This window comes from Salipiger bermudensis HTCC2601, assembly GCF_000153725.1.
Classification (GTDB): domain Bacteria; phylum Pseudomonadota; class Alphaproteobacteria; order Rhodobacterales; family Rhodobacteraceae; genus Salipiger; species Salipiger bermudensis.
Window position 1 is genome coordinate 2,458,213 of record NZ_DS022276.1, and the last position, 16,720, is coordinate 2,474,932.

The 16,720-nt window shown below is 60.3% G+C and carries 5 protein-coding genes; 2 read left to right on the forward strand and 3 right to left on the reverse strand.

Going from position 1 to position 16,720, the window contains the following annotated elements; genetic code table 11:
* Nucleotides 1–12 precede the first annotated feature (12 nt).
* A complete protein-coding gene (locus R2601_RS11730; RefSeq protein WP_040544645.1) occupies nt 13–2,814 on the forward strand; it encodes a DUF1156 domain-containing protein in 2,802 nt (933 codons plus the stop codon).
* A 12-nt stretch (nt 2,815–2,826) separates the two neighbouring features.
* Complete coding sequence (locus R2601_RS11735) at nt 2,827–6,159, forward strand: DUF499 family protein (protein ID WP_007798461.1); 3,333 nt, start codon at nt 2,827–2,829, stop codon at nt 6,157–6,159.
* Between the two features lie 89 nt (nt 6,160–6,248).
* Here the strand turns inward: R2601_RS11735 and R2601_RS26995 are convergent, their stop codons facing one another.
* The 3 genes from R2601_RS26995 to R2601_RS11750 all read right to left on the reverse strand — a co-directional run bounded on the left by R2601_RS26995 (nt 6,249) and on the right by R2601_RS11750 (nt 16,226).
* On the reverse strand, nt 6,249–6,374 hold the full coding sequence (locus tag R2601_RS26995) for a transposase domain-containing protein (protein ID WP_195903848.1): 126 nt from the start codon (nt 6,372–6,374) through the stop codon (nt 6,249–6,251).
* A gap of 521 nt (nt 6,375–6,895) precedes the next feature.
* A complete protein-coding gene (locus R2601_RS11745) occupies nt 6,896–12,907 on the reverse strand; it encodes a DEAD/DEAH box helicase (protein ID WP_007798469.1) in 6,012 nt (2,003 codons plus the stop codon).
* A gap of 4 nt (nt 12,908–12,911) precedes the next feature.
* Complete coding sequence (locus R2601_RS11750; RefSeq protein ID WP_144266904.1) at nt 12,912–16,226, reverse strand: STY4851/ECs_5259 family protein; 3,315 nt, start codon at nt 16,224–16,226, stop codon at nt 12,912–12,914.
* Nucleotides 16,227–16,720: the final 494 nt, after the last annotated feature.

Genomic DNA, 16,720 nt, shown 5'->3' on the forward strand with positions numbered 1-16,720 from the left:
TAGGGGATCGAAATGACCTACAAGAAGAAACTGATCGAAGTCGCGATCCCGCTCGAAGCGATCAACGCGGCGTCGGCGCGGGAGAAGTCGATCCGGCATGGGCATCCCAGCACCCTGCACCTGTGGTGGGCGCGGCGGCCGTTGGCGGCGTGTCGGGCGGTGCTGTTTGCGCAGCTGGTGGATGACCCGTCCAGCCACCCGGATCAGTTCCCGACCGAAGAGGCGGTAGAGGCTGAACGCAAGCGCCTGTTCCAGATCATCGAAGAGCTGGTGAAATGGGAGAACTCGACCAACGAAGAAGTCCTGGAGCGCGCGCGGGCGGAAATCCGACGCAGCTGCGGGGGTGAGCTGCCGCCGGTCTATGACCCGTTTTCGGGTGGTGGGTCGATTCCGCTGGAGGCGCAGCGGCTGGGTCTACCCGCCTATGGATCGGACCTGAACCCTGTGGCGGTGATGATCGGCAAGGCGATGATCGAGATCCCGCCTAAATTCAAGGACATGGAGCCGATCCATCCGGGGATGAAGGAGCGCAACCATTACCGCAACGCCGAAGGGTTGGCGGAGGACGTGAGATACTACGGCGAATGGATGTGGGAAAAGGCGTGGGAGCGCATCGGGCATCTCTACCCAAAGGTGGATCTGCCGAGTCAATACGGTGGCGGCAAGGCGACAGCAATAGCATGGATCTGGGCAAGAACTGTGCCAAGCCCTGATCCCGCGTTTAAAGGTTCAAGGGTGCCTCTTGCTTCGACCTTCTTGCTAAGCGCTAAAAAAGGCCAAGAGGCTTGGATTGAGCCAATTGTGGACCGCGACAATAAGGAGGTAAAGTTCCAGGTAAGACTTGGTGGGACGAAAGAAGAAATCGCGGCGGCCAAGAAGGGCACAGCTGCGGGAAAGCGCCAAGGCTTCACATGTTTGCTATCCGGAACGCCAATATCATACGACTACATTCGCGATGTGGGGCGTTCATCGGGGTTCTCGGAGGCGCTCATGGCAGTGGTTGCGGAAGGGTCAAAAGGAAGAGCCTTTATCTCGCCGCCTGTGGGTCACGAGAAGATCGTGCATACTATTGACCCAGCGTGGAGGCCAGAAGTTCGGCTCCCGGATAATCCCAGAAATTTCAATACTCCGGCATATGGCCTCACGACGATCGGGGACTTGTTTCTTGATCGGCAGCTTACGTCTCTGGTTACCTTCTGCGATCTGGTGAAGGAAGCTTGTGATCAGGCGGAGCGCGACGCGAAAATTGCCAAAGTCGGCGATGACCATAAGGGACTAGGACAGGGAGGAGACGGCAGCAAAGCATACGCTGAAGCAATCGGAGTTTATCTTGGGTTTGTAGTTAGCAGTCAGGCTGATCGCATGAGCACAATTTGCACCTGGGATGCAGGCGGCCCTACATGGGGGACCAAAACAAGGAATACCTTTTCCCGGCAAGCTCTTCCAATGACTTGGGACTTTACTGAGACCAATCCATTTTCTTCTCAATCAGGCAGCTTCAAGAACTCTCTGGACTACACAGCGAAGGGCGTTATCAGCAACGCTGCAAACATCGGAACGATTTCACAAATCGATGCCCGACATATAGATCCCAGAAAGTCATGCGTGATTTCCACCGATCCCCCATACTACGACAATATCGGATATGCTGAGCTTTCTGACTTCTTCTATGTCTGGTTAAAGAGAGCGCTCGCCTCCATTTATCCCGAAATTTTTGGCGTTATCGCCACGCCAAAGGCTGACGAGCTTATTGCATCTCAATACCGACATGGCGGAAAGTCAGAAGCAGAGGCTTACTTCCTCTCAGGCATGACAGATGCGATCTCACGCATGGCAGCGGTCAGTCCGAAGGACTTTCCAGCTACAATCTACTATGCATTCAAGCAAAGAGAAGTCGAATCCGAAGGCGTCAGTTCCACAGGTTGGGCGACCTTTTTGCAGGCAGTGATCGATGCTGGTTTTGCGGTTGTCGGAACCTGGCCAATGCGGACTGAGCTTGCAAACCGAATGATTGCTTCGGGTTCAAACGCACTAGCAAATTCAGTCGTGCTGGTCTGTCGTAAGAAAGACGGCACCTCAGAACGCATCACACGTGCGGAGTTCATTCGCGCTTTAAAGAGGGAGCTGCCACCTGCTATCGCCGAACTCCAAGCAGCCAACGTATCACCCGCGGACATGCCGCAATCCGCCATCGGCCCCGGCATGGGCGTCTTCTCTCGCTACAAGGCGGTGCTAGAGGCTGATGACAGCGCAATGACGGTCAAGACCGCGCTGCAGCTGATCAATACCGAGCTCGACGAGTTCCTGAACGACCTGCATGGTGAGTTCGATGCCGAGACGCGCTTCACCGCGACCTGGTTCCAGCAGCACGGGTTCGACAAGGGCGAGTATGGCACCGCCAACAGCATCGCCACGGCGCGCGGCATCTCGGTCGAAAGCGTCAAACATGCCGGGATCGTCGAAAGCTCGGCCGGGAGCGTGCGCATCTTCAAACGCGACGAGATCGACCCCGAGTGGGACCCCGAGACCGATGATCATTTCACGATCTGGGAGGCCTGCCAGCACCTGATCCGCACGCTGGAAAATGACGGCGAGTATGCGGCGGCAGAACTGCTGAAGAAGATCGGCAGCGAGCGGGCCGAGACGGTCAAGGACCTTGCCTATTACCTCTACGACGTCTGCGGCAACAAGCGCCAGGATGCGAAGGAGGCGACCTCCTACAACGGCCTGATCGCCGTCTGGACAGATTTGACCCGGCTGGCGGCCACGATTCACGTGACCGACAAGAACCGCCAGACCCGCATGGATATTTGAAGGTGATTTGAGATGGCAAAAAGCACGCGCCAATATGTGTTCGAGGGAATGGAGCATATGCAGAAGGGCCTTCAGCCCTTCGTGATGCAACGGCTCGAAGCGGGGATGGGCAAGGGATGGCCGCAGGACGTGATCTCGCGCTTCCCAGAGTGGCGGCCGGAATCCAACGGCAAGTTCACCCTCGACACGCAGAAGCTTCTGAAGATCATGGAACGCCTCTGGAACGAGGCGTTTCGCGACGTTCTGGACCGGACGCACCGCTCGATCGTCAACGAACTGATCGACGTCCGCAACAAGCTCGCCCATGACGGCAAGTTCTCCTATGACGATGCGGAACGGGCGCTGGACAGCATGCGCCGCATACTCGACGCGGTGAGCGCCGGGGACAGCGCCGACGAGATCGGCAAGATGCGGGAGTCGATCCTGCGGACCAAGTTCACCGAGCTTGCCCGGAACGAGGAGCGCAAGAAGAGCAGCGTCACAACCATCTCGACCGAGACTATTTCGGGTCTTCTTCCTTGGCGCGAAGTGGTGGAGCCGCATCAGGACGTGGCGACCGGCGAGTTCCAGCAGGCAGAGTTCGCAGCGGACCTTGCCAAGGTCCATAAGGGCACGGCGGCGCAGGAATACTGTGACCCGCGCGAGTTCTTCAGCCGGACCTACCTGACAGAAGGCCTGAGCGCCCTAATCAAAGGCGCGGCCAAGCGCCTGTCCGGGGCTGGTGGTGATCCGGTGGTTGAGCTGCAAACCAACTTCGGTGGCGGCAAGACGCACTCGATGCTAGCGCTCTATCACATGGCTGGGCAAACCCGTGTCGGCGATCTGCCGGGCCTCGACCAGCTGCTGTCGCGCAACGGGCTGGATGTTCCCGAGAATGTCAATCGCGCCGTGCTGGTCGGGACGTCGCGCGGACCACAGGACGTCATCACCCTGGAAGGTGGACAGGTCATCAAGACAACCTGGGGCGAGCTGGCATGGCAGCTTGGCGGTCAGGCTGGCTTCGACATGATCGCGGAAAACGATGCCCGCGGTATCGCGCCTGGATCGAACCTTCTGGAAGAGATCTTCAACAAGTTCTCGCCTTGCCTGATCCTGATCGACGAATGGGTCGCCTACCTGCGCCAGATCTACAAGATCGAGGGGCTGCCGTCCGGGTCGTTTGACGCGAACCTGTCCTTTGTTCAGGCGCTCACCGAGGCGGTGAAAGCCGCACCACAAACGCTGCTGGTCGCCTCATTGCCTGCCTCTCAGATCGAGGTCGGCGGTGAGGGTGGGCAGGAAGCTCTGGCCCGTCTGAAACAGACCTTCAGCCGAGTTGAAAGCTCCTGGCGACCGGCTTCACAGGAAGAAAGCTACGAGATCGTCCGGCGGCGCCTATTCCGGGAAATTCCCGGCGACAAGTACCTGCATCGCGACAATACGCTGAAGCAGTTCGCGAAGCTCTACCGAGAGAATCCGAACGACTTCCCGCACGGCTGCGCCGATGAAGACTACCGCCGGAAGCTGGAGAAGGCCTATCCGATCCACCCGGACCTGTTCGATCAGCTTTACACCGCTTGGGGATCGCTTGAGAAATTCCAGCGGACCCGTGGTGTTCTGCGTCTTATGGCCCAAGTCATCCATGAGCTTTGGATGTCCGGCGACCCTTCCGTCATGATTATGCCGGGCAGTGTGTCCATCAGTTCTGAACGGGTGGAGCCCGAGCTTCTGCACTATCTGGACCCTTCATGGCAGTCGATCATTGCGGGCGACATCGATGGCACATCTTCAACCCCCTACAGGGTCGACCAAGCTGCACCGAACCTGAACCGCTACTCGGCCACGCGCCGCGTCGCCCGCACGGTTTTCATGGGAACGGCCCCGCTGCACTCTCAGGAAAACAAGGGGCTCGACGACAAGCAGATCAACCTCGGCGTTGTGCAGCCCGGAGAGAAGATCGCGATCTTTGGCGACGCACTGCGCCGCCTGACCAACCAGGCCAAGTTCATGCACGGTGACCTTGGCCGATACTGGTACTCGATGTCCGCAAGCCTCAACCGAGTGGCGGCAGATCGGGCAGGACAACTCGAAGACGCGCTTGTCCTGGTCGAGATCGACAAGGCCCTGTCCACCTACATCAACGGCATTGCCGATCGTGGGAACTTCGATGCCGTCCAAGTCGCCCCGGACAGCTCCGCAGCTGTGCCAGATGAGGCAGGCGGTGTCCGTGCCGTGGTTCTTGGCGTGGCGCATCCGCACAGTGGTCGAGACAACTCGGATGCCATGACGGAAGTGAAGGACATCCTGCTTCAACGTGGTTCAACGCCACGCGTCTATCGCAACACCTTGGTCTTCCTGGCTGCGGACGCCCGTCAGCTCGACAACCTGAAGGACGCCATGCGCTCTCTTCTGGCATGGGATGGCATCGTTCGAGATGCGAACAGCGGTCGCCTGGACCTCAAGTCCAGCGAGATGTCTCTCGCCAAAGACAAGGCTCAGGAAGCAAAGGAGACCGTTCAGACGAGGCTCAAGGAAACATGGGCTTTCCTGATCTATCCGTATCAGGACAGCGCACAGACCGACGTCGGCTTCTCATCGGCCCGCATTCCCGCTCAGGATGGCCTCTTGAGCCGGGCAAGCAAGAAGCTCGTCAGCGAGGAGGCTCTTCTTCCCGAGATTGGTCCGGAGCGCCTGAACCGCGAGCTGGAAAAATACATCTGGAACGATCGCGACCACCTGCACCTCAAGGACCTGTGGGAATACCTGAATCGGTACACTTATCTACCAAGGTTGAAAGACCGGGAAACTCTCATCCGCTGCGTTCGCTCCTCAATTGCGCAAATGGTGGCGGGCCCCTTCGGGTATGCTGAAACTTATGATGAAGCTCAGAGCGAATATCGTGGTCTTTCCATCGAAAGCGCTGGAAGCGCGGCCGTCTCGATTGACGCTGACAGCGTCATTGTAAGGCCAACTGTTGCTGAAGCCGCGAGAGCAAAACAAGTGCCGGCTCAGGCGGAGAGCACTACCAGCACATCGGTAACTTCGTCTGGTTCCCCAATCTCGCCAACTACGGTCGACGGAGAACGTGAAGGCGGCTCTACGGGCCCAGCAAGTCCAGCCCCAGAAGCGCCCAAAGACCCAACGAGGTTCCAAGGCACTGTGATGATTTCAGCTGACCGCCCTGCCAGAGACATGGCCCAAATTGTTGAGGCGATCGTGGAGCAGCTGACAACGGTCCCTGGAGCTGAGGTCACGTTGCGACTGGAGATCGACGCGGAGGTTCCCTCTGGGCTAGATCGGTCGAAGGTCAGAACGCTGACCGAAAACGCCTCCACACTGGGCTTCATCGACAAGGCGATCAGCTGATCGCCTTGTCGGCTAAGGGAACTGCGGAGGCATAGAGTATGTGCCGCAAGCCCAGAGTGCGACCACAGCGTAAGCGCTTTGCAGTGGCCCTACGCGGCCAGGCTTGACGCGGGCGCGAAGTTCCACGGCATGAGTTCGTCGATGCGGCTCTTTGGGTGACCGTCGAGCAAGGCGCGCAGGGTCTCTGCGAGGTAGCCGCCCATTTTGCCGTCCAATCCTGCCTCTTCACAGGAGAAGGACTCTCACAGTCAAACTCAGCATGGCAGGAGGGGAACGGCGTGGCGCTTACACCACAGTCTCGTTTAGCTCATCTTTAGGTTGATCGATGTGCATGACCTCGGTGTGCGGGCACCCGGAAACGTCCCGGGTGCGATTTTGAGCGGCCAATGTATTAATTTGCAACCGAAATTGGGCAAATTGCCTGTCCGAAATACACTGCATTTCGGAGCGTCGGGTAGCGCGCCGGAGCATAGCTCTTTTATGGAGATCGTGAGAAAATTGTTAACCAAACTTAACATTCTTCATCATTTCGCAGCACAGCCTCTTCGGCCGAGGAAGACAATCTGGGGATGAGCCCTGCTATCCGTGTACTGGTTTGAAGTACTGAGTTTCGAAACGAGGACCAAACCGACTAAACTGACAATAGACAAATCGGGCGCTCGAAGCCGTCAATTTGCCGAGGCCAAAGGCCTCTGCCTGATTTCGAGAAAGGCCGCCACTTCCGATCCAACCAGCGTCACCAAGACACCCAGATCGGCGTTTCGATGCCGCTCGTCTGACGGTTGCGCAGACTGAACGTCATCTTCGCAAGCGCTGACGCCTGACGCTTCGGATCATCCTCGACGTCAAAGCGCGGTGCCAAGTGGTCTGCTACCGTCCAGCTGCCCAGCCCTTGGTCGAGGTGAATGCGTGCGGTGCGACCGTCTCGCCATGTCAGTTCGAAACTACGTGGGTGAGGGCAAAGTTTCCTTGGAAGAATCCGCACATCCACACCTGGCAGCAGAGCCTTCATGGTCTGCAGACGCAGTCGATCTTCGGTCCAGTTGTCCTCAATGTCGCGGCTCGGGAAGCGGCTCTCTCGATCCTGCGCCGAGGTTCTTACCATGATTGTCGTCGCCTCATTCCTATCCGGCATTGTACGGAGCACCTCGTAGAGAAGCCGCACAGGCAATGGTGCGCGCAGGTAGCGGTCCGAATAGGTGACCGAGGCCAGTGGCACCTCACGGGAGAGCTGAGGACGCATTTCTCGGACCATTTTCCAGAACTCCCTCCCGAAATGGCCTACGCTTCGATCGAAACGGGTGCCAGCATCGGCATAGATCGAGTTTCCTTCGTTAAAGACTGCGAGCTTCTCGGCAGAAAGCGATGCCCCAAGGTCCTCTGGCTTGCGAGGGCCGAGGAGGATCGGACCCTCTTCCGGTCGGCCCCAGCGTCCATCGGGCACTGCGTTGTCCTCGGTCTGGGCGGTAACAGCTTGCGCCTGCCCCTCGTAGAGGAATTGGCACAGAACTGGCTTGCCCCCTTGGCTCGGCAGGGTTTCGACGCCGTGCAGTCTTGCACCGCACTCCGCGAGGAAACGTACAAGATCGACCTTCTCTGGTGCCTCGAGTTTAACCATGTCCTTGTGCCGTAGGACGACCCGTGCGACCCGAGCTTCGTCGCGGCGGGGCAAACGCGCGGCAAGGTCACGGAGATCCCATGTCGACGGCGCGCCATGCATGAACAGCGCCAATTCGGTCACATGACCACCGCGCAGGCGCGGAGCCAGCCAATCGGGGAGCGCCTGGGGTAGGGCTCGGGTCGTTTCGCCAAAAAGCTTCAGCGCCTCTGGCAAGTTGAGCCGATCTCGCAGGCCCGTGAGCGTTTCAAGCGCGCCAGGGCGGTCCAAGAGCGCTATGTCATACTGGATGTCGCCGCGCAGGATGCACTCGGGGCATCCTGATGCACACCGCGCGGGACAATCAAGAATGCCTCGGGCCCGTTCGACGAGAACAGGCAGCGCATCCTGCGCCAGCGGAGCGAAGCCAGAACCGCCTGAGGCTCGATCGAAAAGAAAGACAGACATCGCGCGATTGTCATCTTCGAGCAAACTTGGGGCCGCTGCGATGCCCATGTCTTCGGCCTCGATGCCGAGAGACTTCGCCAGCGCCTCGCGCAGGGCCGCGGCGATCGCCATAGCACGGCTTCTGTCAGTAGATGTCGTTCCAAGGTCGCGCAGCTGCCATTCGAAGACGTCAGTCGTAATCTCATTACCAAGCGTCACGTTGCGCCGGATCTTGCGCGAGGTATCATCACAACCGGGGCAATTGCCGTCGTGGCGAGGATTGTTGCGGATGGGTTGCAGCGGCCTGTGCGCAGCCATTCTCTGTGACAGCGGCGTATCCTGCGCGGAGCCGGTCTCAGGCTCGGCTTGTCCGCAGGCGAGGCAAATGGCGTACCCATGGCCATTCTGGCCTGAGCCTGTGAATAGAACGTGCCCCTGTCGCGACGTTCGAAGCCGACCGACTGAAGGGTCGGCGAGACTGAGCCAGGGAACATCGCCGCTGGACACTCGCGGGCGGTCGGGGGCGACGAAGCTGACCTGCTCATAGCCTGCGTGGGGCTTCCTGCGACCGAGAAAACCGGAAGGGCGCAACAGCTCGCCATGCAATACGGGATCGCCGCATCGCGGGCATTCGTGGACGGCTTCGCGCGACAGGCCGAAGGCAGCGCAGGTCTGGCAGCGCCAGTGGCTGCGCAGATCGTCGAGGCTGTCGGCATCTGCGGTATTGCTCCAAGCCGGCAGTATCCCATCGGACCGGTGTACCAACCCGTCGATGACGATCTCCGAGCCCGGCGCATAGTCGCGGATCGCGATGTCGAGCTGCCGCGACGGTCCTTTGCCACCGTCTCCGCCGATGTGATCGAAGCTGACCACGTCCACTGGAAACCCATAGGCCGGCGTGAAGCCGCGCCGAGCCAGCTCCGTCATAAGGAACTCGCTGCGCATCCGTCTTGCACGGTTGGCAAAGAATGCTTTCTCGGGCTCGCGCGGAGGGGCGGCACGCCAGCCATCGACAAGGCGCTCATACTCCAGGCGCCAACGCTTCGCGAGGTCGGCGAATGCGGTCGCAGTCGCGGCTGGAAGGTTGGTCTTGCCCTCAAGTGCGGTACCACGCACCAATAGGGTGATCGCCTCGACAACTTCAGGTTCATTTGCCCAGCCGCCATCAAGTTCGGCAAGAAACTGGTCGGCCATGGCGCCTTCGGTCCAAGTGTTCGGTAGATCGTCTTCGAGCTTGAAGCTTCGGGCGCCGAAGAATGACCCAATCGCGGTCTTGATGCTCAGCCCGCCTTCTCTCCTCAGGAACATGCCAAGCAGCAGTGCATTCACGTGACGCGCGATCATGACCGGACTGTCAAGGCGGACTGTGGGTGCTGGGATTTCGGCCCTCAGGAGGGTTTCGGGAGTGCGGAAGACCTGCCAGTCGAGCGGCTTGTCCTTGCAGAAGGTAAAAGACATTGCCCATGGCTCTCCGCGCCGACCGGCGCGGCCGATGCGCTGGCGGTAGTTCGACGGGGCAGGTGGGACGTTGGTGTTCACCACGGTTCCGACATTGGGGATGTCGACGCCCATCTCCATCGTCGTGGAGCAATTCAGGATGTTGATCCGACCCTTTCGGAAGGCATCCTCGTAGCCCTTGAGGCTTTCACGGTCGATCTGAGCCGAATGTTCCTGCGCGCGTAGAAAAGGCGCGAAGGCCGCTGCACGGTCTTGGAGGTCGGTCCACAGCCCCTTCTTGCGCAGCGTGGCTATGGTTTCGTCAGTGGTGAGCCAGCTCTCGACCCGGGCGCGTTCGGCCCCTGTCAGCCCGGCGGGGCTCGTGACTGGGAGGTGGGGCAGCGTGACTTCCGCCATTGCTTCGGGGCTGGCGGCGTCGTTCGGAGTGATCCCCGCGAGCGTGTAGGGCAGAAGCTTTCCGGTGACGGGGCACTGCCAAGCGGACTCCATGCCGATCAGGGCCGATTTCGCGAAGTCGAGCTGCCAACAGCCGGGATCGGCCCTTGTTAGCACCTTCGCGCGCAAGGTTGCCCAAAGGGCATCCAAGACCGTCTGGCACCGTTCGAGGTCTGTGGCAGATTCGTCGTCGCCGTCAATTAGCCGATAGATGAGCTGCACAAGCCCGGCGCTGGAATAGGCAGTCCACCATTTATGGGTGCGCCTGCTCGCGCTTGTCTCGTCGAACTCGACACCCGGCTCCAAGACCTGTGTTGCGGCCTGTCGAGGTGAGATCCAGTGCGCAAGATCGACAGGGGTCTGCTGCATATGCACCGCAAGGCGGTTTCGAAAGGCCATATCGATGGCTGCTTGGCCGAGCGCAATCCAGACTGGCGCCTCATGTCCCGCCTCGCGCAATGGGGCAGGGATGTCGGACTCCTCCATCTGACGCTCGAGCTCGGGCCAGCAGACACGGGCGAGCCCCATTGTCTCCACGTTGTTCTGCAGTTTCGGTCGGCGGAAGATCTCGCGCAGCAGCAGTAGCTTTGCCAGCTCCACTGGCTCGCGCGCAAGCGTGAGCCCTCCGAACGGGTGACTCGCACCGCGCCCCTGCCAGACGTCGCCAGCGAAACTGCGAAGGTCCGGAACCTGTGCGAGAGTGTTGAGCATTTCGGTCCAAGGTACTGGGGCGAACCCTCCCTCGGCCTCTGCGAGCTGCTTCTCAAGCGCAGGGAGTAGACTTGCCATCAAAGGGTTGCCGCGTAGCGCATCAAGCTGAGCACGCAGTTCTGCCGCCTTTGTGGGATCACCTGCAGCTTTGCTTTGCACCGCGTGCCAGATCGCAGCGCGCGTCAGGCCACGTTCCGCCTCCTGTTGGAGCTTGGCGGCGAAGCGAGCGGTGCCCTGGCGACTGTCGGTGAAAGAGAGAAGCCTCCGTCCACCCATTGGGGCTGGACCTTGAATGCCATCAGGACGTGGCATCGCCTCAAGCAATTGCGGGATCGCGTTGCCCAACAAGAACGGCGAGCCGAAGCGTTGAACCGCCACTCTGCTTCGACTGTGATGCGCGCCAGCGCAGCAGCCTCGATCGTCATGCGAGCATAGGCGGATCGTGCTGTGCCCAGGCTCGTCCGTTAAGACATCGCGCACCACAGCATCGGAATGTCGCAGCTGATGTACCGGATGGGAGTCATCAGCGGGGCCGACAAGGCGGGCCGCACTAACCGATGCGTCGTCGCCGTCGTCTTCGGGCTCGACGTCGAGGCGGAAGTCGTCTTCTTCGGTGTCGGAATCAGACTGGTGCAGGATGCGCTGTTTGCCACTTTCCTCGTGCGCGAGAAGCCACGGGGTGCCACATTCCGAACACGCGCCGATCTCGAACACCGGGGCACCGCATCCGCAATGCTCTCTCTGGAACAGATGGATCTGTCCGAAATTCCAGTCACTGTCCTCGGCGCAAAGCTCAGGCGATCGATGGCCGCACGCCGGATCGACGCAAGCCCAGAGGCCGGCCTGGGAGCGCTCAAAGGCATTCAGTCGCCAAGGCGCCAGCGGCGGCCGATCCGGCGTCTCGCGCGCTTGCGCCATGGCGTCGAGTAGGTGCTCTGCCTCGACGGCGTTAGCACTCTCCGGCACAAGGACCTTGGCAAGATCTAGAAGCCGCGCACCGCCATCGCGCAGCATGGCGCGGGCCTGTTGCACTCGAGGGTGCGGAGCAAGGCCAGACCAGAGCGCTTCGGGTGTCTCGCCATGGACGCAGATCGGGCCGTCGGCGACTGGTTCTGGCAGAATCAACGGTTCTTCACGCCCCATGATGATGTCGACTTGCGAGGGATCGACGCCACCAAGGCTGGCAACGAAGCGGCGTAGGGCTTCGGTTGTCTCGGGACCTTCGCCGATCGTGGCGGAGGTGGCGACAAGCCGGACGTCCTCTGGCTTTACGCCGAAGGCCTGTCGTACGCGGCGCAGCAACAGCGCCATTTCTGCAGCCTGAGCGCCGACGTAGCTATGCGCCTCGTCGAGCACGATCCATCGGAGCTTCCCCTGAGACTGCTCGAGAATGCCCCGGTCCTGTGCCCGCGTGAGCATGTATTCCAGCATCGTGACGTTGGTCACCAACAGGTTGGCGGGCGTCTTACGCAGGGTTTTGCGGTCGCCGATCTCTGCGGCGCCAGGACGCTTGTGTGGGTTGCGGGTTTCTGGCGTGTCGCCGTTATAGAGAGCGTAGGAAATCTTCCCGTCGAAAGGAGCGATCCATGAGCCGAGTCGCTCCCGCTGCGAGTCGATCAGCGCGTTGAGAGGGTATAGGATCAACCCGCGGACGCCATGCTTTGCGCCGGTCTCCGCGCAGTTCAGCAGGTCGTTCAGCATCGGCACCATGAAACACTCGGTCTTGCCAGAACCTGTACCGCTTGTGACCATGTAGCTTCGACTGGCGGCGGCCGATTTCCAGGCCTCGTGCTGGTGCCAGTATGGATGGCGGTCCTTCGGGATGGCCTCAGCACCGGCAGCATCCAGCGCCTCGACGAGGTCGGGGCGCAGCAGTTCACCCGCGAGCTGGGCCATGTTTGGCTCGGCGGCCTGCCAGATACGGGCCGCCTCATAGAGGGGCGGCGCGATCAAGCTATCCGTTTCGCCGGGGATTGCGGACAGGCGGCGGAGCAGCATAGATCGCGCAGAATCTGACCGAATGTTGCCCCGTGCGACAATGGCCGAAGCTGCTCGGGTCGCGATGCTGGAAAGTGTGGCGCCGTAGCCGGAGGTCTTCATGGTTTCACTTCGTCTTGGAGCGGATCAGGGCGATGGCGGCTGGCATCGCCGTCTCGAAATAGTCGGGATCGTGCAGCCGGTAATACAGCAGCGCGATGGCGGTCTCGGTGTCTGGCGGTGTCGGCAGAAGTTCCAGCACATGTTCCGCAGCTATCAGCGGCGCATCGAGCAAGCCGCGAAAGCCGTCGAAAAAGGTCTTGAAGAGGGCCGGCGCATGAGATGAGCGAAGCGGGAAGGGCTGCCGCGCCGCCTCGTGCTTCTTGATTGCACTTTGCGCGCAATCGGCGAGGGTCTTTTCGGGATTGTTCAGGGCTAGCGGCGGTGGGCAGACCTTCACAAGGGCAGGAAGGAGGTCGGTGTCCATGGCAGCGGAAAACAACTGTCCGGAGATTTCTGGGCGGCGATCGACAAGCTGCCGTAGCCGGTGAACGATGGCCTGTTGGGAGAAGCTCTTTGCATCGCTCTCAGGCAGGCCGCTGGCGCTCAGTTGCATGAATAGAGAGCTCGCGTGGGTTTGCAGGGCATGGCGCCACGCGCTCAATGGTAGCGTGGTCCAGGAGAAGGGGCTGACAGTTTCCAGCTCGAGCCGCGCGCCTAGCGTATCGGGTGCGGCCCGCAGCAGCAGCAGGGCTGCCAGATCCGGCGCATGCGACAAGGCAACGACCGAGTCGAGGCTGGATAGTGCTTCGGTATCGCCGAGGTCGTCGAGTTGCTGCTCGAACACCCCGAGATCGCCCATACCGTGCGGTTCAATCAATCGGCGCAGCGCCCTGCCGAAAGCCGCCAGACGATCATTTCGCCGGGGGTGTTGCCCGCAGGACAGGAACTCTTCGGAGAAATGCGGTGCCGTGACAGGGGCCTCTGCGACGGTTTTTTGGATCGGACGGGGTGGACGAACGAGCCCACCGGCATCCCGGGCGAAGAACATCCACGGCCCTGGATGCTCGGGCAGGAGTGGCATGGGGTCCTCACCTGGCTGCAGTGCGGAAATCCTTGCGCTGAGTGATGGGGCTGACAGGTTCGCAGCCTCAATCTCCAACCCGCCGGGATCAACGTTGCCGTTGTCTGGACCAAGCGTGAACCCTCCGTCGGCCCAGTCACCGTTTCGCAAATGACGACGCAGCTTGATGCGTTGGCTCTGCGAAGCGCCGATCAGGACGCGCATCCGGAGTTCGCTGTCGGGCCCACCGATCGCCATCAGACCACGCAGGCGCGGTAGGAGGGTGCCCAAGGACGTCTCATTTGTGACACCCAAAAGGATCGGTTGGCGGGGTGTGTGGTCCCCCTGAAGGCGGATGCGCAGTTCGGCGTTTCGATCTGTGGGCGCAACGATCCGCCAGCCGCGCAGGCTGCCCAGGTCGAGTTCAATGTCCTCCTGTAGAATGTGGTCTTCAGCGTCGATGAAATAACCGCGGTCGCCTGGTCGCGGTAGCGTCGCATCAAAGGCGCGCGCTCCGCCCTCGGCTGGACGAATGTGCAGCGGAATACGCCCCATTGCAGAAGCGGCATCACCCATCCGCAAGGTCAGGGTTCCGTGCGTTGGAACCACGCCCGAAACCTCGCTCCCCAAACTGACCACTGTCCCGGCGGGCAGGCCCGATACCCGGCATTCGAGAAAACCATCGCCACAATCGGCCAATGCGACCTGAGCGTTTTCCGGGAGCAGCCGAACGGTGGCAAAGGCCCGCGCGGCACCGCCTTCATCCTTCCAGCAGAATTGGTGGGTGCCGAGGCAGGTTGTGGGGGCGGGCAAGCCATTCTTCCAGATCTTCTGCCCAAGCGGACGCCAACGCATCTGGGCCCGGGTAAGCCGACGACCGGTCCCGTCTGCGGTCAGCGCGTGGAATACGGGAATACCCTGCATGAACTCGGAACGGCTTGTGTCGCGCAAACCGGGCACATGAACACCGCTGGCCAACAAGCTGTCGGTTGCCTCTTCCTCGGCTCCGGTGATGATCGGCAGCCTTCCTGCCGGGGTGATGACGACGCCCTTTCCGGTCACGCGCCAGAGCTTTGCCGGGCCGATGCGGCCTTCTTCAACGGTCTCCAGATCCTCGAATTTTGCTGCCCCACCCTGGACGAGGACCCACAAATTGGGTGCCTTGGTTTTCTGAGCACTTGATCCGAGCTTGCGCAGACTTTGCACGGTGCCGTTTGGTGACAGATCTTCAGCGGACCAAACGGTGGGCATATCGTCATCGCTAAGTGCATCGCAGCCAGGCGGAACATGCGTCCCCTTGAGCTGTCCCTCCGCCATCAAGCGAAATGAGACCGGTGCATCCAACGGCATGGTAAATTCCGCACGACGACCGGCGCTGTCGCGGTGCACCTCCCAGACCTTGTCTCCCGGCTCCTTGTAGGCTGATAGCACAAGGCCGGGCGCTTGTTGTGCCAGATCGGTATCCGGGAGAAAGCGGAGCGACCTGATACGTGGATCGCCAAGCCCCAACATCCAGTCTGGCAACTCGGCGGTATGGGCGATGCGCAGCTTCGGGACCCAGCGATCCTCAACGCGAACAAGGTGGCGGGACGCGATGGTATCCCGTCCTAGGCTATTCTCGGAGCGGACAGCCTCGTGCAACAGGCTCTCGGCCGCGGCGGATTCGATCCGCAGTGGAAGTGCATCCTTCCAACCCGGTCTGTTTGCGTCCAGCCAGCTCTGCCGTGCCTCGGGTGGGATCGTTGTTGGTATTTCTGCTTTCCGGGCCAGCAGAACCAAGCAGAAATCACGCAACAGCGTTTTGAACTCTTCGGTCCGAAAACCCATGGGAAGCGACTGAATGCGCTGGGCAGTTACTGCGTTCAGCACCTGCTCAGGTGCACCCTGACCTACTTTATGAATGTCGCCAAGCAAGCCTCGGACGAGCCGACGGGTGCTGCCCTCCTGATCGGCCAGCAATGCTTCTGGTAGGCCACCTTCGGCGGCCAGCGTCTTGAGATAATAGGTCGTACCGCCGTCCGTTCGGGTGAGTTTGCGTCCAAACCACGACAAGCCCCGTCGGCAGACGTGATGGAGATCGAGCCCATCGGGTGTCGTAGTCAACTTTTCTGTCAAGAATATCCAGGTGTACTGGCCACCTTCAAACTCCCGGCGAAAGGTTTCCGCACTCCAAAGGACGAATGCAGCAGAGTATTCATTTAGTCGCCGTCTCTGAATGGCATCGATGAGATGCGTCCGAAGAAGATCGACAGCGTCTTCATGAATGCGATATGCGTGCAGCGGCTGGCCGGCGCGATAGGTCAGTTCAATTTTTTCAAAAAGAATACGGCAAGGATCAGATGTGTCCGCGGGGTATGGCATGCGGCAGTCGTGCGGCATCAAGGGTCCAGTTCAAAACAGTTCAATCACCGCGGCGCCCTCGCGATAAGTTAGCGTATTGGGCAGCGCTCTATTTCTTCAACTTATCCATGTCAGAACGTGTCATGGTTAAGATCTTAATGCGACCTTTCTCTGTCAGGAGGGCAGGCGTGCAAAACTGACCCCGTAGCGGGATGATCGGTGTCCAAAACGATTCCGGCTCTATTTCTGTGGAGTCGTCATGTCGGATGCTGGAGGCGCGCCACGAGAAGGTCAAGGCCGGCGGCACCATGACCTTGGCGAACTTCTCGAAACCTCCTTCGCCGGCGATGCGCTACACTGCAAGCGCCGCAGGGTCGCAGCGATTAACGCGGGCAGCGGTGATTGGTGTCTGGCGCTGAACGCTTTTGTGGTTTCGTCGACCAGTGCCTCAAGCGCAGTAACTTTGGTTCAGGCGGACGCATATCGCTGCTGACTGGTCGGCTAGAATGAAAAAGCTTTTACCCCCATTTCAC

Coding starts and splice junctions, on each gene's coding strand:
- R2601_RS11730 (WP_040544645.1), top strand. CDS start 13: ATGACCTACAAGAAGAAACTGATCGAAGTCGCGATCCCGCTCGAAGCG.
- R2601_RS11735 (WP_007798461.1), top strand. CDS start 2,827: ATGGCAAAAAGCACGCGCCAATATGTGTTCGAGGGAATGGAGCATATG.
- R2601_RS11745 (WP_007798469.1), bottom strand. CDS start 12,907: ATGAAGACCTCCGGCTACGGCGCCACACTTTCCAGCATCGCGACCCGA.
- R2601_RS11750 (WP_144266904.1), bottom strand. CDS start 16,226: ATGCCGCACGACTGCCGCATGCCATACCCCGCGGACACATCTGATCCT.